20 protein-coding genes are annotated in these 22,891 nt (G+C 66.3%); 9 read left to right on the forward strand and 11 right to left on the reverse strand.

What is annotated here, in order from left to right; genetic code table 11:
* Positions 1-22: 22 nt before the first annotated feature.
* Positions 23-814, reverse strand: coding sequence for an RNA polymerase sigma factor SigF (locus tag H7J73_RS14420; RefSeq protein WP_264068128.1), 792 nt, complete (start codon positions 812-814; stop codon positions 23-25).
* A complete protein-coding gene (locus H7J73_RS14425) occupies positions 811-1,248 on the reverse strand; it encodes an ATP-binding protein (RefSeq protein ID WP_264068129.1) in 438 nt (145 codons plus the stop codon). The genes H7J73_RS14420 and H7J73_RS14425 overlap by 4 nt, the downstream gene beginning before the upstream one ends.
* Before the next feature lie 79 nt (positions 1,249-1,327).
* Here H7J73_RS14425 and H7J73_RS14430 point away from each other — a divergent pair, with 79 nt between their 5' ends.
* A complete protein-coding gene (locus H7J73_RS14430) occupies positions 1,328-1,477 on the forward strand; it encodes a hypothetical protein (protein WP_264068131.1) in 150 nt (49 codons plus the stop codon).
* A gap of 251 nt (positions 1,478-1,728) precedes the next feature.
* On the opposite strand, the gene H7J73_RS14435 is transcribed toward H7J73_RS14430, so the two are convergent.
* The 3 genes from H7J73_RS14435 to H7J73_RS14445 form a co-directional block, all read right to left on the reverse strand.
* Complete coding sequence (locus H7J73_RS14435) at positions 1,729-2,118, reverse strand: hypothetical protein (RefSeq protein ID WP_264068132.1); 390 nt, start codon at positions 2,116-2,118, stop codon at positions 1,729-1,731.
* Between the two features lie 111 nt (positions 2,119-2,229).
* Positions 2,230-2,559 carry an ArsR/SmtB family transcription factor gene (locus H7J73_RS14440; protein WP_264068133.1) on the reverse strand — a complete coding sequence of 110 codons (330 nt, stop codon included), beginning with the start codon at positions 2,557-2,559 and terminating at the stop codon, positions 2,230-2,232.
* Positions 2,556-2,999, reverse strand: a complete 444-nt coding sequence (locus H7J73_RS14445; RefSeq protein WP_264068134.1) for an SRPBCC domain-containing protein — start codon at positions 2,997-2,999, stop codon at positions 2,556-2,558. The genes H7J73_RS14440 and H7J73_RS14445 overlap by 4 nt, the downstream gene beginning before the upstream one ends.
* Positions 3,000-3,128: 129 nt before the next feature.
* Between H7J73_RS14445 and H7J73_RS14450 the strand changes: the two genes are divergently transcribed.
* Positions 3,129-3,962, forward strand: coding sequence for an FAD binding domain-containing protein (locus tag H7J73_RS14450; RefSeq protein ID WP_264068135.1), 834 nt, complete (start codon positions 3,129-3,131; stop codon positions 3,960-3,962).
* The gene (locus H7J73_RS14455) at positions 3,959-6,694 is read left to right on the forward strand and encodes a molybdopterin-dependent oxidoreductase (RefSeq protein ID WP_264068136.1); all 2,736 of its coding nucleotides are present in this window, start codon (positions 3,959-3,961) and stop codon (positions 6,692-6,694) included. The genes H7J73_RS14450 and H7J73_RS14455 overlap by 4 nt, the downstream gene beginning before the upstream one ends.
* On the opposite strand, the gene H7J73_RS14460 is transcribed toward H7J73_RS14455, so the two are convergent.
* Entirely contained in the window at positions 6,669-7,322 is a 654-nt protein-coding gene (locus H7J73_RS14460; RefSeq protein ID WP_264068138.1) for a TIGR03085 family metal-binding protein, read from the reverse strand. The two genes, H7J73_RS14455 and H7J73_RS14460, sit on opposite strands and share 26 nt — an antisense overlap.
* A 50-nt stretch (positions 7,323-7,372) precedes the next feature.
* On the opposite strand from H7J73_RS14460, the gene H7J73_RS14465 reads away from it, so the two are divergent.
* Positions 7,373-7,912 (forward strand): restriction endonuclease, encoded by a 540-nt coding sequence (locus H7J73_RS14465; protein ID WP_435405497.1) that lies wholly within the window; start codon positions 7,373-7,375, stop codon positions 7,910-7,912.
* A gap of 37 nt (positions 7,913-7,949) precedes the next feature.
* Here H7J73_RS14465 and H7J73_RS14470 read toward each other — a convergent pair whose 3' ends face one another.
* The 5 genes from H7J73_RS14470 to H7J73_RS14490 form a co-directional block, all read right to left on the reverse strand.
* Positions 7,950-9,218 carry an amidohydrolase family protein gene (locus H7J73_RS14470; RefSeq protein WP_264068139.1) on the reverse strand — a complete coding sequence of 423 codons (1,269 nt, stop codon included), beginning with the start codon at positions 9,216-9,218 and terminating at the stop codon, positions 7,950-7,952.
* A gap of 18 nt (positions 9,219-9,236) precedes the next feature.
* Positions 9,237-10,010, reverse strand: a complete 774-nt coding sequence (locus H7J73_RS14475; protein WP_264068140.1) for a class II aldolase/adducin family protein — start codon at positions 10,008-10,010, stop codon at positions 9,237-9,239.
* Entirely contained in the window at positions 9,997-11,613 is a 1,617-nt protein-coding gene (locus tag H7J73_RS14480; RefSeq protein WP_264068141.1) for a class I adenylate-forming enzyme family protein, read from the reverse strand. Before H7J73_RS14480 ends, H7J73_RS14475 begins: the two co-directional genes overlap by 14 nt.
* 62 nt (positions 11,614-11,675) lie before the next feature.
* A complete protein-coding gene (gene lat / locus H7J73_RS14485; RefSeq protein ID WP_264068143.1) occupies positions 11,676-13,004 on the reverse strand; it encodes an L-lysine 6-transaminase in 1,329 nt (442 codons plus the stop codon).
* 49 nt (positions 13,005-13,053) lie between these two features.
* Complete coding sequence (locus tag H7J73_RS14490) at positions 13,054-13,515, reverse strand: Lrp/AsnC family transcriptional regulator (RefSeq protein ID WP_264068144.1); 462 nt, start codon at positions 13,513-13,515, stop codon at positions 13,054-13,056.
* 27 nt (positions 13,516-13,542) lie between these two features.
* On the opposite strand from H7J73_RS14490, the gene hglS reads away from it, so the two are divergent.
* The 5 genes from hglS to H7J73_RS14515 all read left to right on the forward strand — a co-directional run bounded on the left by hglS (position 13,543) and on the right by H7J73_RS14515 (position 22,680).
* The gene (gene hglS / locus H7J73_RS14495) at positions 13,543-14,811 is read left to right on the forward strand and encodes a 2-oxoadipate dioxygenase/decarboxylase (protein ID WP_264068145.1); all 1,269 of its coding nucleotides are present in this window, start codon (positions 13,543-13,545) and stop codon (positions 14,809-14,811) included.
* Positions 14,808-16,373 (forward strand): L-piperidine-6-carboxylate dehydrogenase, encoded by a 1,566-nt coding sequence (gene amaB, locus H7J73_RS14500; protein ID WP_264068146.1) that lies wholly within the window; start codon positions 14,808-14,810, stop codon positions 16,371-16,373. Before hglS ends, amaB begins: the two co-directional genes overlap by 4 nt.
* Positions 16,374-16,409: 36 nt before the next feature.
* On the forward strand, positions 16,410-17,168 hold the full coding sequence (locus H7J73_RS14505) for a GTP pyrophosphokinase (protein WP_264068147.1): 759 nt from the start codon (positions 16,410-16,412) through the stop codon (positions 17,166-17,168).
* Between the two features lie 48 nt (positions 17,169-17,216).
* Positions 17,217-18,011: an SDR family oxidoreductase gene (locus tag H7J73_RS14510; RefSeq protein WP_264068148.1), complete on the forward strand. Its 795-nt coding sequence runs from the start codon at positions 17,217-17,219 to the stop codon at positions 18,009-18,011.
* Positions 18,012-18,108: 97 nt separating this feature from the next.
* Complete coding sequence (locus tag H7J73_RS14515; RefSeq protein WP_264068149.1) at positions 18,109-22,680, forward strand: ATP-dependent helicase; 4,572 nt, start codon at positions 18,109-18,111, stop codon at positions 22,678-22,680.
* Positions 22,681-22,891: the final 211 nt, after the last annotated feature.

Here is a 22,891-nt window from a genome sequence, read left to right on the forward strand (position 1 = left end):
GGCTGTCGGAAAGCCGGCCGACTCACTCCAGCTGGTCGCGCAACCGGCCCAGCGCCCGCGCCAGCAGCCGGGACACGTGCATCTGCGAGACCCCGATCCGTTCGGCGATCTGCGTCTGGGTCAGCGACTCGAAGAACCTCAGCACCACCACGGCGCGCTCCCGGTCCGGCAGCGATTCCAGCAGCGGACGCAGGGCTTCGCGATTCTCGATCTGGTCGAGGGTGGTGTCGACATCGCCCAGAGTATCGGCGATGGCCGGGGCGTCCTCGTTTCCACTGCCACCACCGCTGTCGATCGACAGGGTGTTGTACGAGCTGCCGGCGACGAGGCCCTCGACCACTTCGTCTCGGTCCATCCCCAGCAGCTCAGCCAGTTCGGTCGGTGTCGGTGCGCGGCCGAGACGTTGCGACAGCTCGGCGGTCGCCGCACCGAGCTGCAGGTGCAGTTCCTTGAGCCGCCGCGGCACTTTGACCGACCAGCTGTTGTCACGGAAGTGCCGTCGTACCTCACCCATGATCGTGGGGACGGCGAACGACACGAAATCCGAACCGGCGTCGACGTTGAACCGGATAACCGCGTTGACAAGACCGACGCGGGCAACCTGAACCAGATCGTCATGCGGTTCGCCGCGGCCGTCGAAACGCCGGGCAATGTGATCGGCCAGCGGCAGGCATCGTTCGACGATGCTGTCGCGCTGGCGTTGGAATGCCGCCGAACCGTCTTCGAGGGTCGCCAACTGCCGGAAAAGATCCGGCACGTCGGCGTATTCAGAACTCGATCGTGAGGACGATCCGCGGGACGCAGGTGGCGTCACCTGGCTGGACTCACTCGTCTCGTCGTCATCGAGATCCCGAATACAGGCCCAACACCGTCGAGCTCTGCACCGTCCCGAAAGGTGCGGACTTCGTCGGTCAGGGAGGTCAACACATGCCAGCTGAAGCTGCCCGGCGTCAGGATGTCCTCGGCCTCGGATGTCGTCGAGACGTCGATGACGACCTCGCTGTCGCGCGGATCGATCACGAGCACCAAGGTGGCCTCGGGCGATGAGGACCGGATGAGGCGAGTACATGCCTCGTCCACGGCCAGCCGAAGGTCGGCGACGGCGTCGAGATTGAGATCCTCGAAGGTGGCGACAGCGGCTATCAACGTGCGAACGACAGCAAGATTTTCCAGCTGTGCGGAGACCCTGACTTCGACCGCCCGCGGGCTGCGAGCATCGGCGTGGTCAGTGTGGTGAGCGTCGGACATGTGCATGCCTCCCGGCGATATCGGACCGAGGTTACCCCAGTGGTCAGGCTGGCTAACCAAGGCGGTGCCCTCGGTATGAGTGAAGTCGGGCGTGATGCCGCTGACGTCCGGTCAGCCGACCGATATGCCTGGCGGTAGCGCGACGGCTGTCCCGGTGTTCGCGGTGGCGGTCGACACGCTCGGTGTCCTCGCTCTCGGTCACCTGCCGGCGTGCGGCACTGAACTGTGAAGTCATTGTGCGAGGCTTCATACCCACATCATTGCCACGGCAAAACAGTGGCTGGACAACGCCAGACGCCGCCGACGGCATCAGTGCGTCGGCGAGGACGTCGAGGGCACACAAAGAGCCCAGTCGGATATTCCGACTGGGCTCTTTGTGGCGCGCGAGGCGCGGTGTCATCCGCGACGGTGGGGCAAGCGCCACCGTCGCGGGACTTGATTCACGTCTTAGGGGTGTCCACGGGTCGTGGTCGGGAGTAGCTAGCCGAGAGCAGGTCCGGCGAGCGTGGGGAACCCGATAGTCAGAGCAAGCAACATCAACGTCATCAGGAACCAGCCGGCTCCCTGCCAGCCCCACCAGGTGCGCTGTTCGCGCCATACCCGGTAGGTGCGGATGAACGCCCATACCCCGCCGCCGAGCAGGATCGCGGGCGCGCCGAGACCGAGCAGAGTGCGTTGGGGCGCGCCACAGGCGACGGTGTCGATGTCGGTACTGCTGCAGGTGCTGACCCAAATCGCGGCGAATACGAGGAATCCGACACCGGCGACCGAGGCCACGACGGCGAACCTGATGGCTGCGCGGACATCATCGTCCTCGCGGCCCAGGTGGTCGTCTCGGGAGCGCTGTGGTGAACTGCGCGTGGTCGCCATCGTCCTGCCCTTCGTAAGTTCTCCAGTGTTCCCCGCCGGCGGCGACGACAAACGCGAAAGTTGAAATAGACCGTCAGCAGGAGCCGATCATCTGTCTCTCGCGCGCCGCGATCAATCGATTTCTTCGGCGATCCGCTTGATCGCGGCGAGGCGCCGATCCCAGCGCCGGCCGACGGCTTCGAGCTCGTCGGCCAGGGCGCTGAGCCGACCGCCGAGCGCGCGATAGCGGATTTCACGCCCGACGCGCAGCGATTCGACCAAACCTGCGTCAGCGAGAGCGGTCAGGTGCTTGGCAATCGCCTGCCGGCTGACCGGCAGCCGGCCCGCCAGTGCACTCGCCGACAGATCCTGGGCGCCGAGTTCGGTCAGGATCTGCCATCGGGTCTCGTCGGCGAGGATTCCGAAAACCGCGGGGATACCGTGCTTGGAGACTGCGGTCACGCCGGTGCCGCCTCCGCCGACTCCAGGAACTCGACGAGCTCACCGAGCTCGTTGCGCCAGCCCGTGGCGTTGCCGTCGTGAGCGCCCTGCGGGTCGGCCAGCTCCTCGAAACCGGTCTCGATCACCGTGAGCCGGGTGCCCTGGGCGATCTCCTCGAGATCGAAGCGAACCAACGTGGAGTTACCGGCAACGGGGTCGACGTCGAATTCGCGGGCCCAGCGGTACACCAGCGTCGTGGGCTCTTCGACGTGTTCGACGAGGATCCGGAAACTACCGCCGTGATCGACCCAGCCGAACTCCCCCTTGGCGCCCGGCTCGGCGATGAATTCTGCTGTGTCACCGAACCATTGGGTTATCAGCGCGGGGTCGGTGAGCGCCGCCCACACCTTCTTTGCCGGGGCATGGATATCGATGGTTCTGGTGATGTCCAACGTGTTCATGACGACCTCCTCGGGAGTGAATTTTCGATCTGCAACTCCAGCATTGCATATAGCCTCACGCTAGTGCAACCGATGAGTTGCATTAATGGTCGCGGTGCGCCCCCACCCCTGGTTGGCTAGCGTTGCGACATGGACCTCAACACGGTCGAGGTGATCGACGTGCCGACGCGGCGCGCCGACGTCTGGCCGTTGGGGCCTGACGACGCAGTACTGGCGGGCGGCACCTGGCTGTTCTCCGAGCCGCAGGTGCACCTGCGCAGGCTGGTCGACATCACCGCGCTCGGATGGCCACCGATCACCCTGGACGACAGCGGCATTGAGCTCGCCGCGACGTGCACCATCCAACAGGTGTCGACCTTGTCCGCCGAGCTTCCGACCCTGCGTGGCGACTGGACCGCGGCACCGCTGCTGCATCAGTGCTGCACCGCGCTTCTCGCGTCGTTCAAGGTGTGGCGGACCGCCACGGTGGGCGGGAACATCTGCCTGTCCTTCCCTGCCGGAGCGATGATCTCGCTGGCGGCCGCCCTGGACGGGATCGTCACGATCTGGCGCGCTGACGGCTCGGAATACCAGTTACCGATCACCGACTTCGTCACCGGTTCGGCCACCAATGTGCTGGCGACCGGCGATGTCCTGCGGGCGGTACACCTGCCCGCCGAAGCCCTGCGTGCCACCACGGCGTTCCGTAAATTGGCGCCGTCCCCGCTCGGGCGGTCCGGGATCGTCGTCATCGGCCGTCTGGACGACCCCGCCGATGGGGGCCGCTGCGCCGTCTCGATCACGGCAGCTACCGTCCGCCCCTACGTGTTCGAATTCCCAGGGGTTCCCGACCATGCGGCGCTGCGGGCAGCCCACGCCACCATCCCCGACGATGCGTGGACCGTCGACGCCCACGGCGATCCGGACTGGCGCCGCGGCGTCTCCCTGGTGCTGGCGGGGCAGATCTGCGCGGAACTGCGATGAGCATCCGGGTGAACGGTGCCGACCTACCCGGTGAGCCGCGCAACGGTCAATGCCTACGCACGTACCTGCGCGAACACGGCTATTTCGAGGTCAAGAAGGGGTGCGACGCGGGTGACTGCGGGGCCTGTTCCGTCCTGGTCGACGGCGCCGCAGTGCATTCCTGCATCTTCCCCGCCTACCGCGCCGACGGGCATGACGTGACCACGGTCGCGGGGCTCGGCACGCCGGAGGATCTGCATCCGGTGCAACGACAGTTCCTGGAGGCTGCGGGTTTCCAGTGCGGCTTCTGCACCGCGGGCATGGTGACGACCACCTCGACGTTCACTGCCGAACAGCTCGCCGACCTCCCCCGCAATCTCAAGGGCAATCTGTGTCGTTGCACCGGATATCGCCCGATCACCGACGCGCTGGCCGGTCGGGCGAATACCGAAAAGCCGGCACAGGCAGCCGATGTCGGGCGCTCGATCGGAGCGCCCGCCGGGCTCGGTGTGGTGACCGGCACCGAGCAGTACACGATGGACTTCTGGCCCGACGACACCCCGTCGAGCCTGCTGCACCTGGCAGTGCTGCCCAGTCCGGTACCGCACGCGCGGATCCGGTCGATCGATACCACTGCCGCAGAAGCTATTCCAGGCGTACGGCTGGTTCTCACTCATCGCGACAGTCCGGCGACAGCATTCTCGACCGCCCGCCACGACAACCGACTCGACGACCCGGACGACACCTTTGTGCTCGATGACACAGTCCGCTTTGTCGGTCAGCGAGTGGCCGCCGTCGTCGCCGATGACCTCGCCACCGCCGAACAAGCTTGCCGGGCAATCGTCGTCGATTATGACGAACTGCCAGCGGTCTTCGACCCTGACACCGCGCGTCAGCTCGGCGCGCCGATGGTGCACGAAGGCAAAGGCCCGGCATCGCGCATCGTCGATGTGTCCCGCAACATCGTCGCCGAATTGCGGGGCGGGGTCGGCGATATCGCGGTCGGCGTCGAGGCCGCCCGATCCAGTGGTGGCGCCGTCGTCACCGGCCGGTGGCATACCCAGCGGGTCCAGCATGCCCACCTGGAAACCCACGGCTGCACAGGATGGCGGGACAACCAGGGCCGGTTGGTGATCAGGACCAGCTCGCAGGTGCCGTTCCTGATCCGTGACGAACTGTGTCATGTCTTCGGGCTCCCCCGCGACGACGTGCACGTGTTCACCAAGCGCGTGGGCGGCGGTTTCGGCGCCAAACAGGAGATGCTCACCGAGGACCTGGTGGCACTGGCCGTCCTGCGGCTCGGCCGCCCGGTGCGCTACGAATTCACCCGCTCCGACCAATTCACCCTCGCCCCATGCCGGCACCCGTACCGGACCGATATCACCATCGCCGCGGATGCCGACGGGATTCTCACGGCACTGGGGGTCGACGTGCTGATGGACGCCGGCGCGTACGGCAATCACAGCCCCGGCGTGATGTTCCACGGCTGCGGTGAATCCATCGCGGTGTACCGCTGTCCGAACAAGCGGGTCGATGCGCAAGCGGTGTACACCAACAACCTTCCTTCTGGGGCGTTCCGCGGCTACGGCCTGGGACAAGTGATCTGGGCTGTCGAATCGGCCATCGACGAACTTGCCGAACAGCTCGGAATCGATCCCTTCGACATGCGTCGCCGCAATGTGGTGGTGCCCGGCGATGATTTCGTCGACTCTCATGTCCTGCGGGACGACCTGACTTTCGGAAGCTACGGGCTCGACCAATGCCTGGATCTCACCGAGGCTGCCCTGTCCAGCGGCAACGGGATCGCCGCCCCGGAGGGTCCGCAGTGGAAAACCGGTACAGGCGTTGCGTTGTCGATGATCGCAACCATTCCGCCGCGCGGACACTTCGCTGACGCGCAGATCAGCCTCTCTGGCGACGGCGACTACCTGCTGTCGGTGGGTACCGCCGAGTTCGGCAACGGCACCTCTACGGTGCACACCCAGATCGCCGCCACCGAACTGCAGACCACCGCAGACCGAATCACGTTGCACCAGTCCGATACCGACGTCGGCGGCTACGACACCGGGGCATTCGGCTCGGCGGGAACCGTGGTGGCGGGTAAAGCGGTGCAGAACGCGTGCCGGGACCTACGTACGGCGATCATCGATGCCGCTGCCGCGCTGATACAGATACCGCATCACAACTGCGAGCTGGGACCCCACGGGGTGCAGTGCGGTGACCGATTCGTCGATCTCGCCGAACTCTGCGCCAGGGGTCCGCTCACCGGCACCGGTCACCACGATGGCACGCCCCGGTCAGTCGCCTTCAACGTCCAGGGATTTCGCGTCGCGGTCAACGTCGAAACGGGTGTGGTGATGATCCTGCAGTCCGTGCAGGCCGGCGACGCCGGGGTGGTGATCAACCCGCAGCAGTGTCGCGGTCAGGTGGAAGGTGGTGTGGCACAGGCGATCGGCACGGCCCTCTATGAGGAAATGCTGATCGCACCGAACGGCGCCGTCACCACCGATGTGCTCCGCAACTATCACATTCCACAACTGGCCGACCTACCGGTGACCGAGGTCTACTTTGCGGACACCTATGACGATCTGGGCCCGATGGGCGCGAAGTCGATGAGTGAGTCGCCCTACAACCCCGTCGCTCCCGCGTTGGCTAATGCCGTCAAGAACGCCGTCGGAGTACGGCTACGTCGACTGCCGATGACACCCGCGCGGGTATGGCGATCGCTCACAGACCCCGCTGAGCGCCTTTGACCGCCGAGATCACGTCGGGGTCGCCGCTGAAGTCAGCATGCACGGCATTGCGACCGAATGTGAACAACAACAGCTCTGCGGGATCGGCGGTGATCACCACTTCCGGCCCCTTGCCCGTGGTCAACACCGAATGGCCGTCCGGCGTCTGCAGCGCCAATCGGGCGGGCACCTTGGTCAGGCCGATGCGGCCGAGCACCGGTAACGGCCGGCTCACTGCCGACAGGGTGGCCGCGTCCAGCTCCCGCGGCTCCCAGTCGGGCTGTGCCCGTCGCACATCCTCGTGGTGGACGAACATCTCCGTCGCATTCACCAGCGGATCGAGCAGTTTGAACGGCGAATAGATCGGCGGGCCCGACGCGATCTGGTCCAGCAGGGTCTCCCAGGGCGTGTTCGCAGCGATCTGGTCCTGCACCTTGGCGGTGTAACTCGCCAACGGCTTGAAGGAGATACCTGCGGTGGCGTCGAGACGACGTTCCCGCAGGACGAGATGGGCGGCCAGATCCTTGGTGGTCCACCCTTCACACAGGGTGGGGGCATCGGGGCCGACGGCACGGAGAGTAGCGACGATGGCGGCGCGTTCACGCTGGGCAACGGATGTGCGCTTGCGCGAAGACTCGGATGAGGTCATAGGCCTCACCATAGGCGCTGGTGTCGGCGGTGGGATCTACGATCGGCGCCGTGCGGGTGAAAGTGTGGATTCCGGTCGGCCTTGTGGCCGGCAGCGTGGCATTCGTTCTCGGTGTCCCGCCATGGTGGAGCGTGGCGCTCGGCGCGGTAGCACCCGCCATGCCTCTGCTCACTTTCCATTTCCTGCGCGGAGCCGTCAGGGGCGCGCGCACACCGGGTGCGCGGGAGTTTCCTGCCGCGGCGATGTCGGGCACACAGTTCGAAGAGTACGTCGCTCAGATCGCGCGAACCTGCGGCGTGCCGGTGATCATGACTCCCCTCTCGGGGGACTGGGGCGTCGACCTGATCGTCGGCAATCGGCCGAATCGCCTTGCCATCCAGTGCAAACGGCTCGGTCGCCCAGTCGGCCCCGGTGCCGTCCAGGAGGTCGTCGCCGGCGCACCGATGCAGGACTGCACCAAGACGATGGTGGTGACCAACCACGATTTCACGCCTGCGGCACGCAAGCTCGCCGAGCTGCACGGCTGTGCACTGGTCGGCGGCGCTGAACTGACCCGGTTGCGGTCGATGATCCGAAGCGCACTCGGCTGAGCCGGTTGGTCAGCCGCGGCGGAATCTAATCCCTCGGTCAGTACGCTTCCGGATCGTTCTGCACCTCGACCGGCACCGGGTGACGGTAGAGCCGGGCAGCGTTCTCCCAGGTGATCTTTCGGATCGCCTCGGCGGGCAGGTCGCCGATTTCGTCGTGGATGGTGTCCTGGGTGTGCGGCCAGGTCGAGTCGCAGTGCGGATAGTCCGCTTCGAGCATGATGTTGTCGATCCCAATACGCTCACGCTGGACGAATGACGACTGGTCCTCGACGGCGCAGAACCAGAAATTCCGCTTGAAAACCTCAGCGGGAGTCAGGGTTTCACCGAGATCTCGCCAGGTGCCGTACATCTCGTGATAGCTGAGCATGTGATCGAGGCGATCGAGCAGGCCGGCGACCCAGCCGATGCCGCCTTCGGAAAGGCAGATCTTCAGATCCGGGTAGCGGCTCGGCAACCCGGAGTACAACCAGTCGACTGCCGCCGATATCGCATAGGCGAAGAAGAGCACACCTTGGACGTCCGGGGGTGCGTCGTCGGTGGTCGAGGGTGACGTGCCCGACGATCCGATATGCAGATTCACCACGGTGCCCGTCTCGGCGCACGCGGCCATCATCGGCTCCCAGTAGCCGGAGTGAATGCTCGGAAAGCCGAGCATCGCCGGATTCTCGCTGAAGGTGACGGCGTGGAATCCGCGGTCGACGTTCTCGTAGATCATCTTGGCGCCGAGTTCGGGATCGAGCAGCCAGGGCAGCTGGCAGGGAATGATCCGGTCGGGATAGGACCCCGCCCACACGTCGAAGTGCCAGTCGTTCCATGCACGCACCGAAGCCAGCGCCAGGTCGCGATCCTTGGTCACCTGCTGCAGCCGCTGCCCCGCGAAGCCGGGCAGGAAGGACGGGAAGTTCAGCGAGGCGTAGACGCCGTTGAGATCCATATCCTTCACCCGTGCGTGAATATCCCATGCCCCCCTTCGCATTTGATCGAAGCGGACGGGCTCGAAGCCGTATTCGGCGACGGGCCGGCCGACGACGGCGTTGAAGCCGACGTTGGGCAGTTCCTGCCCGTCGTAGACCCAGGTCTGCCCGCCCCTGTCAGTGTCCACCACCTTGGGTGCACGATCGGCGAAGCGCTGCGGCAGGCGCCCGGTGAAGGTGTCGGGTGGTTCGACGATGTGATCGTCCACCGAGATCACGGTGTACCGACGCGGGGAGCGTTGCGGCTCGGGCAGGAACGTCACCGTCCGTTCCTCACCCGTCCCAGCGGTGGTGAAGTTCAGGTTGGCGGCCATCTCATCGATCGACTTCATCGTCGGCGATCTCCTTCTCTAGCTCAGTACATCCGGATCAGCTTTGATGGTCATCCGAGCGGCCCCCGCCCAGTACACGTCGGCGGCCCGCTCGACGAGCGACTTCTTCATGCCCGCCATATCCGACCATGACATCTGCGATGGCTGCCGACCCGTGAGCATGACGTCATAGGCCAACTTGCACACCCGCTCGATCGAGGCGGCGCGATAGACCGCTTCCGCCAGGGAGCGGCCCGTCACCAACACACCGTGATTGGCCAGGATGGTCAAGTTGGCGCTACCGATGCGGGTCGCGAGATCTGCTGCGCGCGAAGGGCTGTCGACCTCACCGTCATATTCCGGGACCAGGCACATGTCGTCGAGGAACAATGCACCGGTCTGATGCACCAACTCGGGGAGCACGCCGAGCGCAGCGAGCACGCAGACGTAATACGGATGGTTGTGGATGACCACCCTGGCGTCCTCGCGGAGCCGGTGCAGTTCGGTGTGGATGTGAATGGCCGGGGTGACGTCCCACCGGCCGCGTATCACCGAGGCGTCGGAGTCCACCACGCAGATATCGGAGGCGGTGAGTTCCTGCCACCACAGTCCCCACGGGTTGACCAGCATGTCGGTGCCGCCGTCGAGCTGCCAGGTGATGTGCCCGGCCATGTTCTCCGCGAATCCGCATGCGGCCAGGTGCCGGAACGCGATGGCCAGTGCCTGCTCATGGGTGAGGTCGACGCCGATGGGTGGCACCACCGATGGCGCCCACACTTCCAGTCCGCCGCGTCGTGCACTAGGAGCGTTCATGATCGGTCCCCATCCTGTCCCTGATATCGGATCGAAGTTGGCCTTTGGCGATCTTTCCCCCGGACGACCGGGGTAATTCGTCGAGCACGATGAGGCGCTCGGGCAGCAGTTCTTTGGAGACGCCAAGCGCCAGCAGAAAGTCGGTGAGCTCGGCCAGGTCGACGGTGCGGGAATCGGCGAGCTCGATGTAGACGCAGACCTTCTCGCCGAACACCGGGTCGGGCATGGCGACCGCAGCCGCCAGCGCGACGGCGGGGTGGGTGATGACGGCATCCTCGACCTGCGATGCACTGATGTTCTTGCCGCCACGAAGGATGAAATCCGAGGTCCGTCCGGTAACGCTGAGGTAGCCGTCGTCGTCGATCTCGCAGATATCGCCCATCCGCATCCACCCGTCGGCGGTGAACAGCGTGTCGTGGTCGGTACCGCCGAGATAGCCCAGGCTGGTGGCCGGCCCTCGGCAGGCCGGCTGACCATGGCCGCTATCGGTCACGTCGTCATCACCGTCGAACAACCGGACCGCCATCTCCGGCACGATGCGGCCACCGGTGCGCAGCCGGTGCGTCAGCGTGTCGTCAAGAGTGGTGCCGCTGAGCAACCCGGTTTCGTTGGATCCGTAGAACTGCAGGATCTTGGCGCCGGTGAGTTCCTCGAACGCGGCGGCAGGGCGATACGGCAACGCCTCACCGCCGGTGAACACGACACGCAACGAGCTGAGGTCGTGACTGCGGGACGCGCGATCGGCCATCAGCATCGTGAGTTGGGTGCTGACGCAGCACAACACAGTGACCCGGTGCCGGGCTATCGCCTCGCACGCAGCCGCGGGAGTGAACCGCTCGAGGAGCACCGCGGTGGCGCCGAGGTGGATCGGAGTGGTGTGGGTGGTCCAGATCCCGAAGCCGAAGGGCGTCGAGATCACCGGCATGAAGATGTCGTCGGGGCTCAACTGCCCGTTGGCCACTGCTTGCTGATGGAAGTAGTGCCAGCGGTTCTGGGTGTGCACGACGCACTTGGGCATCCCGGTGGTGCCCGAAGTGGAATTGATCAGGAAGACGTCGTCGGGGCCGAGGGCGGCGTCGGCAGGCACCGGTGTGAACGGCGCGGCGGTGTTGAGCGAAAGATCTTCGAGAACCAGGACACCGACGGCGTCTGCCACGCCGCTCGCGGCGGTGCGCGCCGGGTCCCCGCGTGGCCGGTCACTGACGATCAGTCGAGGCTGCGCGCTGCGCAGGAGCTGGGTGACTTCGCGCGTGCCGGCGCGCGCACCGATGCCCACCACCACGGCCCCGCACCGCTCGGTGGCGACATACAGCGCGTGGATGGCAGCCGTGTCGCCGTGCCAGACGGCGACGCGGTCACCGGTACCAACACCGCATCCCGCCAGTTCCCCAGCCAGAAGGTCTGCGGCAGTATCGAGTTCACGCCAAGTCAGCGAGCCGTCCGGATAGTCGATATAGGCGGTTCCGTCGGGCGTGTGCGCGGCGTTTCGGCGCGCGGCATCCGAGATCGTCGAATCGATCCACCAGCCTTCGGCGCGGTAGCGGGCTGCTTCCGCGGCGGTGAAAGCCGGCGTTGCCGCGACGCTCAGCTCCGGTGCCTGCACCACCCGATGATAGGGAGGTATGTGCCGTTCCGGTCAGGATTGGCACGGACTGTCGGCCGGGGTCAGCGCAGCGCGTCGCGTACCGCGTCGACCGCGATGTCGAGCTCCGCACGTGACACCGTCAACGCGGGCCGGAACCGCACGCTGTTCTCCCCGCTGGCCAACATCACCACCCCGCGATCCCAGAGCCGCGCGATCAGGTCGTCGCGCACAGCGGCGGTCGGCATGCTGAACGCACACATCAGGCCGCGGCCACGGACCTCGAGCACCACTGCCGGAAATTCGCCGGCGAGTTCGTCCAGCCGAGCCAGCAGATACCGGCCCTGCTCGGCCGCACGATCGAAAAGCCCTTCGCCTTCGATGGTTTCGAGGATCCGGCGCGAACGCACCATGTCGACCAGGTTGCCGCCCCAGGTGGAGTTGATCCGCGAGCTGACATGGAAGACATTGTCGGCGATCTCGTCGACCCGGCCACCGGCCATCACGCCGCACACCTGTGTCTTCTTACCGAAGGCCACCACATCGGGCGTGACACCGAGCTGCTGGAAAGCCCACGGGGTGCCGGTCAGGCCGCAGCCGGTCTGGACCTCGTCGAAGACCAGCAGCGCGTCGAACTCGTCACACAGTGCGCGCATCGCGGCGAAGAACTGCGGCCGGAAATGCCGGTCGCCACCTTCGCCCTGGATCGGCTCGGCGAGGAAGCAGGCGATATCGTTCGGATTGGCCTCGAAGGCCACCCTGGCCTGGCGCAGCGACTCTGCCTCCAGCTCAATGCTATTCGCACCGGTCCGGCAGTAGGGCGCATCGATGCGGGGCCAGTCGAATTTCGGGAACCGGGCCACCTTGTTCGGGTCGGTGTTTGTCAGCGACAGCGTGTAGCCGCTGCGGCCGTGGAATGCGCCGCGCAGATGCAACACCTTGGTGCCCAGTTCCGGATCGATGCCGCGAGCCTCGTTATGCCGACTCTTCCAATCGAAGGCGACCTTGAGTGCATTCTCGACCGCGAGTGCCCCACCGTCGACGAAGAACAGGTGCGGCAGCGCCGGATCGCCGAGCACGCGCGCAAAGGTGTCGACGAAGCGCGCCATCGGCACGGTGTAGACATCGGAGTTGCTGGGCTTGTTCACTGCCGCTTCGGCCAGTTCGGCGCGGAACGCCTCGTCATCCGCCAGCGCCGGGTGGTTCATGCCCAGCGCGGACGAGGCGAAGAACGTGAACATGTCCAGGTACCGCCGACCGTTCCTGGCGTCCACCAGGTAGGACCCGCGCGAACGGTCGAGATCGAGCACCAGGTCCATCCCGTCGGCCAGGATGCGGCGGCCCAGCACGTCGTGGACGTGGGCAGGGGCGATGTCAGTGGAAGCCGGACGTGAAGGCAGGACAACGGTCATGCGGCAATGCTAACGGATTTTTTACGGTCCTGTCACGCTCAAACAGGAACTATTCCGGTATGAAGTCTCTACCTGCGTAAAAAGTCTGTAAGATGATGGTGCTTCGCGTCCGAACGTTCGCCGCGGTCCTGATCTCTTGCAGCAGCTCCTCCAGCGCCCGCCCGGACTCGACACGCACCAGCAGGATGTAGCTCTCCTCGCCTGCCACCGAGTGGCACGCTTCGATCGACTCGATGTGCTCAAGGCGGGCGGGGGCATCGTCGGGTTGAGAGGGATCGAGAGGAGTGATGGCGACGAACGCTGACAGCAGGTGCCCCACGGACTCTGGGTTGATCCTTGCCGTATATCCGGTGACCACACCGCGGGTCTCCAGCCTGCGCACCCGCGATTGCACCGCCGACACCGACAGGCCCGCAGTGGTGGCCAGATGTGCCAGCGTGGCGCGGCCATCGGAGACCAGTTCACGCACCAGGATCCGATCGATATCGTCGAGGTGTTCGGCATCGGCCATGGCCGGAGACTATCCCAGGAGCATTCTGTGACCAGGTCCAGGACGCTGGAAACGTGGCAGCTTCGTGCCCGGTTCGCCGCCGCACTGTCGGCGATGTACGGCGCGGAGGTACCCGCCTACACCACGCTCGTCGACGTCAGCAGCGACGTCAACCGTGATTACGTCGCCGCACACCCGGATGCCGAGCGGCTCGGCACGCTCGACCGGGTGACCGCCGAACGCCACGGCGCCGTCCGCGTCGGCACACCTGCTGAACTTGCCGAGGTGGCCGACTTGTTCGCCGCCTTCGGCATGTATCCGGTCGGCTTCTACGATCTTCGCGACGCCGACTCCCCAGTTCCCGTGGTGTCCACCGCTTTTCGGCCCGTCGATGCCACCGAGCTGGCCCGTAACCCCTTCCGGGTGTTCACCTCGATGCTGGCCACCTCCGATCCGCGATTTTTCGACAGTGATCTGCGCCCGCGGGTCGAGCGCGCACTCGCCGACCGCGCGCTTTTCGAACCGGAGTTGATCGCGCAGGCCAGGGCCATCACCGCGGCCGGCAGCTGTGACGTAGAGGATGCCGAGGAGTTCATCGTCCGCGCGGTCGACGCCTTTGCCTTGTCGCGTCAGCCGATCGACCGGAGTTGGTATGAGGAGCTGTCGACCGTCTCGGCAGTGGCGGCCGATATCGCCGGGGTGGGCCGGACCCATATCAACCATCTGACGCCCCGGGTGCTCGATATCGACGATCTCTACGTCAGGATGGCCGCACGCGGAATCGCCATGATCGACGCCATCCAGGGTCCGCCGCGCTGGTCCGGTCCAGATGTGCTGTTGCGCCAGACCTCATTTCGCGCACTCGCCGAACCGCGACGCTTCCGCGAAGCGGACGGCCGGGTCACCGACGGCTCGTTGCGGGTGCGGTTCGGCGAGGTCGAGGCGCGCGGTGTGGCGCTGACGCCGGCCGGCCGGGAACGTTACGACAGCGCTTATGCAGAACTCACCGGGGCCTCCGATCCTGCCGCGGTGTGGAGTCGGCACTTCCCGGCCAGCGACGAAGAACTGGCCGCCGCGGGTCTGGCGTACTATTACGGCGGCGATCCAGCGAAACCCGTTGTCTACGAGGACTTCCTACCCACCTCCGCGGCCGGCATCTTCCGATCGAATCTCGACGCTGACGCCACCGCCGCAGAGGTCACCGATGACTCCGGGTACAGCAACGACTGGATGGCCGGCGCAATCGGCCGCGACCTTCTGGACCCCTACGCGCTTTACGAAGCAGCAGCCCAGCAGACACAGGAGATATCAGTATGAGCAGGCCCACCGATGTGACCATCCAGGCCGCGCTTCCCACCGCCGATGAACTTCGGGCCAGCGCCAAGGCCGCACTGGCGGCGATCGGCGTGAGCGACGAGCTCGGCGCTCCCGGTGCGCATGGGGTGATCGCCAGTACTCCGTTGACCGGTGACGTGCTGTTCACCGTGCCGGAGAGCAGTCACGAGGACACCGAAGCCGCGATTACCGCAGCCGCGCAGGCCTATTCGATCTGGCGCACCACCCCGGCGCCGGTGCGAGGTGCACTGGTCGCCCGACTCGGCGAACTGCTCGTCGCGCACAAGGCCGACCTCGGAACCCTGGTAACCATCGAGGCCGGCAAAATCACCTCCGAGGCCCTCGGTGAGGTGCAGGAGATGATCGACGTCTGCCAGTTCGCGGTCGGCCTGTCGCGTCAGCTCTACGGTCGCACCATCGCCTCGGAGCGCCCCGGTCACCGGTTGATGGAAACCTGGCATCCGATCGGCGTCGTCGGCGTCATCACCGCGTTCAACTTCCCGGTCGCGGTCTGGGCGTGGAATACCGCGGTCGCGCTGGTGTGCGGCGACACCGTCGTGTGGAAACCCTCGGAGCTGACCCCGTTGACCGCGCTGGCCTGCCAGACGCTGATCCACCGCGCGGCGCTGGACGTCGGTGCACCCGTGGACGTTGCGCGCCTGGTCCAGGGCGGCCGCGAGGTCGGTGAACAGCTGGTCGATGATCCCAGGATCGCGTTGCTCAGCGCCACCGGGTCGGTGCGGATGGGCCGCCAGATCGCTCCGCGCGTCGCGGAGCGGTTCGGCAAGGTGCTGCTGGAATTGGGTGGTAACAATGCCGCGATCGTCACCCCGTCGGCCGATCTCGACCTGGCCGTGCGCGGCATCGTCTTCGCCGCGGCAGGGACCGCCGGACAGCGCTGCACGACGCTGCGCCGGGTGATCGCGCACTCGTCTGTGGTCGACACCCTGGTCGAGCGGATCGCCACCGCCTACCGCAGCCTGCCTGTCGGTGATCCGTCCGCCGACGGCACCCTGATCGGTCCGCTGATCCACGAGACCGCCTACCGCGACATGGTCGGCGCACTGGAGCTGGCCCGCGCCGACGGCGGCCACGTCACCGGCGGCGAGCGACAGGAGGTCGGCGGTGAATCTGGCGAAGGTGCGTACTACGTCGCGCCTGCCGTGGTCCGCATGCCCGCCCAGACGGCAATCGTGCACACCGAGACGTTCGCACCGATCCTGTATGTGTTGACCTATGACGATCTCGATGAGGCCATCGCCATGAACAACGCTGTGCCACAGGGTCTCTCGTCAGCAATCTTCACCACCGACATCCGCGAGGCGGAGCGGTTCATGGCTGCCGACGGCTCGGACTGCGGCATCGCCAACGTCAACATCGGCACCTCGGGCGCGGAGATCGGCGGCGCGTTCGGCGGCGAGAAGCAGACCGGTGGCGGCCGCGAATCCGGCTCGGATTCGTGGAAGGCCTACATGCGGCGGGCGACCAACACGGTCAACTACTCCTCCGAGCTACCGCTGGCCCAGGGCGTCCAGTTCGGCTGAATCGCCCCCGTGCCGCGCTCAGGCATGCTGGTAGATATGGACGACGTGCGAGAACGTGGACCCGGAACCTTCCTCGACCTCGATGAGATCAACGCATTACGCGATGAGTTCTCCCGCTTCATGTTCTCGTACAAATTCGGCATGGAGGAGGTCACCACCAAGGTCGGGATTCTTCAGCAGGAGTTTCAGCACCTACAGAAGTACAATCCGATCGAGCATGTGACCAGCCGCCTGAAGACGCCGGAGAGCGTGCTGGACAAGATCGCGCGCAAGAACTGCGAGCCTCGGTTCGAGACGATCCGCGAGACGATCACCGACATTGCCGGTGTTCGCGTCACCTGCTCGTTCACCTCGGACGTCTACCGGGTGTTCGAGGCGCTCATCCGGCAAGACGACATCACCGTACTCGCGGTGAAAGACTATGTTCGTCAGCCTAAACCGAACGGCTACCGCAGCCTTCACGTCATCGTGGAGGTCCCGGTCTTCCTCTCGAACGGGGTTGTCGCCGTTCCCGTCGAGGTGCAGCTGCGCACGGTGGCGATGGATTTCTGGGCCAGCCTCGAGCACAAGATCTTCTACAAGTTCAGCGGTGAGGTTCCGCTGGATATCTCCCGCAGCCTCGAGGATGCCGCGGCGACAGCAGCCCGCCTGGACGAGGAGATGGAACGCCTGCACCGCGACGTGCACGGTGATCTACCACCGGTTCCGGTCGAGCTGGCCCGGGGCGCGATTCCGATGTCCGACGATGTCGTGGCTCGACTCGTGCACCAACGGGGTGCGTTCTCGGGCCTCTAAGTCCACCCGCCTGCGTGGACCGCACGCGCTGGAGGTAAGCACGTCGGCATGGACATTGACGGCACGGTGGCCGTGGTCACCGGTGGAGGTTCAGGTATCGGCCGGGCGCTGGCGGAAGCGCTGGCCGGAGCCGGTGCACGCGTAGTGGTGGGCGACCTCGACGAGGGCGGTGCACGCGAGACGGCCGCGGCCATCGGTGCTGCCGCCGCCGCGGTGCGCGCGGACGCCAGCCTGTCGGCCGATATCGAGACGCTGTTGTCCACGGCCGAAAGTGATTTCGGGCCGGTGGACATCTACGTCGCGAACGCCGGCATCATGGGCCCCAGCGGCCTGGGCACGGACGACGACTGGGACCGCATCCTCAACGTCAACCTGCTGGCGCATACCCGGGCTGCCATGCTGCTGGTGCCGCGATGGCAAGCCCGTGGCGGCGGGTACTTCGTATCGGTCGCGTCCGCCGCGGGCCTGCTGACACAGCTCGGCGCCGCCGGATATGCGGTCACCAAACACGCCGCGGTCGGATTCGCCGAGTGGCTGACCATCACCTATGGCGACGACGGCATCGGCGTCACCTGCGTGTGCCCCCTCGGTGTCGACACCCCGTTGTTGCAGGCGGTCACCGCCTCCGACGATCCGGTCGGACGGCTCAGCGGTGCATCAGTGGTGCGCTCGGGTGCGGTGATCAGTCCCGACGACGTCGCCGAAACGACGATCGAGGCCATCCGGGCCGACAGATTCCTGGCGCTGCCCCATCCCGAGGTGCTCGACATGTATCGGCGCAAGGGGTCCGATTACGACCGCTGGATCGCCGGTATGCGCCGCTATCAGCGCAGCCTGGACTAGCCGCTGAACTGGTGATTTCGGCGTGTGCACCACCGCTCAGCGCTACTGGGCACGCCGAAATCGCAGGAATGTCACACCCGGTTGGCACCATGGAGAGGTGGCCCGGACCAAAGACCCGCTCGCCCGCTTCAGCGCGCTGACGCGGGAGTGGTTCGCCGGCACCTTCGTCGAGCCCACGCCGGCGCAGGCACAGGCCTGGGCGGCCATCGCCGACGGTGACAACACGCTGGTCATCGCACCTACCGGCTCCGGCAAGACTCTCGCCGCGTTCCTGTGGGCTATAGACGGGTTGGCCCGCCTCGACGTCCCGGATGAGCGGCGGGGCACTCGGGTTCTCTATGTATCTCCGCTGAAGGCGCTCGCCGTCGACGTCGAGCGCAACCTGCGCACCCCGCTGACCGGCATCAGCCGCATCGCCGAGCGCCAGGGCGCGACCCCGCCGAAGATCAGCGTCGGAGTGCGTTCCGGGGACACCACGGCCGCGCGGCGACGCGAGTTGATCAGCAAGCCGCCGGACATCCTGATCACCACCCCCGAATCCCTGTTTCTGATGCTGACCTCGGCGGCCCGGGAAACCTTGACCGGTGTGCACACGGTGATCGTCGACGAGGTGCACGCCGTGGCAGGCACCAAGCGCGGCGCACATCTGGCGCTGTCGCTGGAACGCCTCGATGCGCTGCTGCCCACTCCCGCACAGCGGATCGGCCTGTCCGCGACGGTCCGCCCACCCGAGGAAGTCGCGCGGTTCCTGTCCGGGCAGACACCGACGAATATCGTCGCCCCGCCCGCGGCCAAGACATTCGAGCTGTCGGTGCAGGTGCCGGTGCCCGATATGGCCAACCTGGAGAACAACACCATCTGGCCCGACGTCGAGGAACGCATCGTCGATCTGATCGAAGCGCACCGCTCCACCATCGTGTTCGCCAACTCGCGGCGGCTGGCTGAGCGACTCACCTCACGAATCAACGAAATTCACGCCGAACGCATCGGGGTTCCCCTGCCCGAGGGCGGCAACCCCGGTGTGGGCGGCGGTGCGCCCGCCCACATCATGGGTAGCGGGCAAACCTACGGCGCTGACCCGATCCTGGCCCGCGCCCACCATGGCTCAGTGTCCAAGGAAGCGCGCGCCGACGTGGAGGATGCGCTCAAGAGTGGCCGGCTCAAATCGGTTGTCGCCACGTCCAGCCTGGAACTCGGCATCGACATGGGTTCGGTCGATCTGGTGATCCAGGTCGAGGCGCCGCCGTCGGTGGCCAGTGGGCTGCAGCGGATCGGCCGGGCCGGGCACCAGGTCGGCGAGATCTCACGCGGAGTGCTGTTCCCCAAGCACCGCACCGATCTGATCGGCTGCGCGGTCAGTGTGCAGCGCATGCTCGGCGGCAAGATCGAGACCATGCGGGTGCCGGCCAACCCGCTCGACGTACTGGCCCAGCACACGGTCGCGGCATGTGCGCTGGAACCCCTCGACGCCGACAAGTGGTTCGACACGGTCCGGCGCAGCGCCCCCTTTGCGACGTTGCCGCGCAGCGCTTTCGAAGCCACCCTGGACCTGTTGTCCGGTAAGTATCCGTCCACTGATTTCGCCGAACTGCGTCCCCGGGTGGTCTATGACCGCGACTCCGGCACCGTCACCGCTCGCCCCGGTGCGCAACGACTCGCCGTCACCTCAGGTGGAGCCATCCCCGACCGCGGGCTGTTCACCGTCTACCTGGCCTCCAGCGCGGATACCGACAAACCCTCCCGCGTCGGCGAACTCGACGAGGAGATGGTCTACGAGTCCCGCCCCGGCGATGTCATCTCACTCGGTGCCACGAGCTGGCGGATCACCGAGATCACCCATGACCGGGTGCTCGTACTGCCGGCTCCTGGTGAGCCGGCGCGGCTGCCGTTCTGGCGTGGCGATGCCGTCGGCAGGCCCGCCGAGCTCGGTGCCGCTGTCGGCGCCTTCACCGGAGAACTGGCCCGCCTGGACCGACCTGATTTCGACGAGCGTTGCCGTGATATCGGTTTCGACGACTATGCAGTAGCCAACCTGTGGCAGCTGATCGACGACCAGCGGCAAGCGACCGGCGTGGTGCCCACCGATGCGACGCTGGTGGTCGAACGGTTCCGCGACGAACTCGGCGACTGGCGGGTGATCCTGCACTCCCCCTACGGATTACGGGTACACGGACCACTGGCGCTGGCGATCGGGAAGCGGATCTTCGAACGCTACGGCATCGACGAGAAGCCGACGGCGTCCGACGACGGCATCATCGTGCGACTACCCGACACGCTGTCGGACACCAACGACGTGCAGTTCGCCGACCTGTTCGTCTTCGACGCCGATGAGATCGAGCCGCTGGTGACCGCGGAAGTCGGCGGCTCGGCGTTGTTCGCGTCACGGTTCCGCGAATGCGCCGCGCGGGCACTGCTGCTGCCGCGGCGGCACCCGGGCAAACGGTCTCCGCTGTGGCATCAACGCCAACGCGCTGCACAGCTCCTCGATGTCGCCCGCAAGTACCCCGATTTCCCGATCGTGCTCGAAGCGGTGCGGGAATGCCTGCAGGACGTCTACGACGTACCCATGCTGATCGACCTCATGAAACGCATCGCATCACGACGGGTCCGCGTCGTCGAGGTCGAGTCCGCGACGCCGTCACCGTTCGCCGCTTCGCTGCTGTTCGGCTATGTGGGCGCGTTCATGTACGAGGGCGACAGTCCGTTGGCCGAAAGACGCGCCGCTGCACTGTCTTTGGACAGTACCCTGCTCGCGGAACTACTGGGCCGGGTCGAGCTCCGCGAACTGCTCGACCCGGATGTCGTCGTAGCCACCGACCGGCAACTGCAGCATCTGACCGAGGAGCGCTCCGCCCGCGACGCGGAAGCCGTCGCCGACCTGTTGCGGTTGTTGGGACCGCTGTCCGAGGAGGAGATCGCGCAACGCAGCACCGCCAGCGATGTCGGCAGTTGGCTGGACGGACTGCGCGCGGCCAAGCGCGCACTGACCGTGGCGTTTGCCGGGCGATCGTGGTGGGTGGCGATCGAGGATATCGGGAGGCTGCGCGACGGTGTGGGCGTCGCCGTGCCGGTCGGGGTGCCTGCGAGTTTCACCGAATCGGTGACCGACCCGCTGGGCGAGTTGCTGGGCCGCTTCGCCCGCACCCGTGGCCCGTTCAGCACCGCCGACGCCGCGGCCCGGTTCGGCCTCGGGCTGCGGGTTGCCGCCGATGTACTGGGCCGGCTGGCGATTGACGGCAAGCTGGTGCGCGGCGAATTCATCGATGCGCCAACCGGTGTGGTCGGCGGCGAACAATGGTGCGATACCGAGGTGCTGCGTATCCTGCGCCGGCGGTCGCTGGCGGCGCTGCGGGCACAGGTCGAGCCGGTCAGCACCGCCGCTTACGCCCGGTTCCTGCCGTCATGGCAGCAGCTCGGGCAAGCCGCCGGTATCGACGGGCTGGCGGGAGTTATCGAACAGATTGCCGGCGTGCCGATTCCGGCGTCCGCCGTCGAACCCCTCGTCTTCGGTCAGCGCGTCCGCGACTACCAGCCGGCGATGCTCGACGAACTGCTGGCCACCGGTGAGGTCACCTGGTCGGGCGCCGGTCCGATCTCGGGCGGCGACGGCTGGATCGCCTTCCACCCGGCGGAATCCGCGCCGCTGACCTTGGTCCCACCCACCGAACTCGACTTCACCGATACCCACCGCGCGCTGCTCGACACGCTCGGGCGCCCGGGCGACGCCAGGGGGGCGTTCTTCTTCCGCCAACTCATGACCGACGGCACCAGTACCGAGACCCTCAAACAGGCTTTGTGGGAACTGATTTGGGCCGGCTGGATCACCGGTGACACGTTCGCTCCGGTGCGCGCACTGCTGACCGGTGGTCGACGCCCCGGCGGCCGCAAATCCGCAACACCGGCGCACCGGCAGCGGCGCGCGCCCAGGATGAGCCGGTATAGCGTGGCACACGCCCAGACCCGCAGCACCGATCCCACGGTATCGGGCCGGTGGTCGGCGTTGCCTGCCGCCGAACCGGATTCGACCGTGCGCGCGCACTTCTCGGCGGAGCTGCTACTGGGCCGCTACGGCGTACTGACCAAGGGGCCGGTGATGGCCGAGAACATCCCCGGCGGCTTCCAGATGCTCTACAAGGTCCTTTCGGCATTCGAAGACACCGGCCGCTGTCAGCGGGGCTATTTCGTCGAGTCACTGGGTGGGGCGCAGTTCGCCATGTCGGCTACGGTAGATCGGCTGCGGACCTTTGCCGACAACGTCGATCCACAACAGGCCGATGCCGCCGCAGCCCAGGGCATCGCGCTGGCCGCAGCTGATCCCGCCAACCCGTACGGCGCGGCACTGCCCTGGCCTCGCGCCGGGGACGGTGAAAGCGAGAAAGCCCACCGGCCGGGCCGCAAAGCCGGCGCACTGGTGGTCCTCGTCAGCGGGGCGCTGGTGTGGTTCGTCGAACGGGGTGGACGATCGCTGCTCACCTTCACCGAGGACGGCGAAACCCAGCACGCGGCGGCCGCCGCGCTGGCTGAGCTGGTCACCAGCAGGCGCATCGACGCGTTACTGGTGGAGCGGATCAACGGCGTGCCGGTGCTCGACATTCGCGATTCGCCGGTGGTATCCGGGCTCACCGATTCCGGTTTCTCCAGGACTCCGCGCGGCCTGCGACTGCGTTGAGCGCGGATACCAGATGAGCCACTTTTGTTGTTGCACAACGTTTTATGACAGTCCTTCCGGAAGTATCGCAGCGCCACCACTCCGAAGCGATCCAGGACGTCGGTGTCACCCGGTTCCGCTCGTTGCGCAAGGGCTTTGAGCCCACCACCTACTTCTGCGGTTCTGACGGATCGACTGTCTGGCCACGGTGCGGCCAGCTACGCTCTAGCGC

Origin of the sequence: Mycolicibacterium komossense (assembly GCF_025822605.1) — a bacterium.
Lineage (GTDB): Bacteria > Actinomycetota > Actinomycetes > Mycobacteriales > Mycobacteriaceae > Mycobacterium > Mycobacterium komossense.

Bases quoted from the DNA above. Each gene is read 5' to 3' on its own strand.
- H7J73_RS14425 (WP_264068129.1), bottom strand. From the start codon at position 1,248: ATGTCCGACGCTCACCACACTGACCACGCCGATGCTCGCAGCCCGCGG.
- H7J73_RS14435 (WP_264068132.1), bottom strand. From the start codon at position 2,118: ATGGCGACCACGCGCAGTTCACCACAGCGCTCCCGAGACGACCACCTG.
- H7J73_RS14445 (WP_264068134.1), bottom strand. From the start codon at position 2,999: ATGAACACGTTGGACATCACCAGAACCATCGATATCCATGCCCCGGCA.
- H7J73_RS14450 (WP_264068135.1), top strand. From the start codon at position 3,129: ATGGACCTCAACACGGTCGAGGTGATCGACGTGCCGACGCGGCGCGCC.
- H7J73_RS14455 (WP_264068136.1), top strand. From the start codon at position 3,959: ATGAGCATCCGGGTGAACGGTGCCGACCTACCCGGTGAGCCGCGCAAC.
- H7J73_RS14460 (WP_264068138.1), bottom strand. From the start codon at position 7,322: ATGACCTCATCCGAGTCTTCGCGCAAGCGCACATCCGTTGCCCAGCGT.
- H7J73_RS14470 (WP_264068139.1), bottom strand. From the start codon at position 9,218: ATGAAGTCGATCGATGAGATGGCCGCCAACCTGAACTTCACCACCGCT.
- H7J73_RS14475 (WP_264068140.1), bottom strand. From the start codon at position 10,010: ATGAACGCTCCTAGTGCACGACGCGGCGGACTGGAAGTGTGGGCGCCA.
- lat (WP_264068143.1), bottom strand. From the start codon at position 13,004: ATGACCGTTGTCCTGCCTTCACGTCCGGCTTCCACTGACATCGCCCCT.
- H7J73_RS14490 (WP_264068144.1), bottom strand. From the start codon at position 13,515: ATGGCCGATGCCGAACACCTCGACGATATCGATCGGATCCTGGTGCGT.
- amaB (WP_264068146.1), top strand. From the start codon at position 14,808: ATGAGCAGGCCCACCGATGTGACCATCCAGGCCGCGCTTCCCACCGCC.
- H7J73_RS14505 (WP_264068147.1), top strand. From the start codon at position 16,410: ATGGACGACGTGCGAGAACGTGGACCCGGAACCTTCCTCGACCTCGAT.
- H7J73_RS14510 (WP_264068148.1), top strand. From the start codon at position 17,217: ATGGACATTGACGGCACGGTGGCCGTGGTCACCGGTGGAGGTTCAGGT.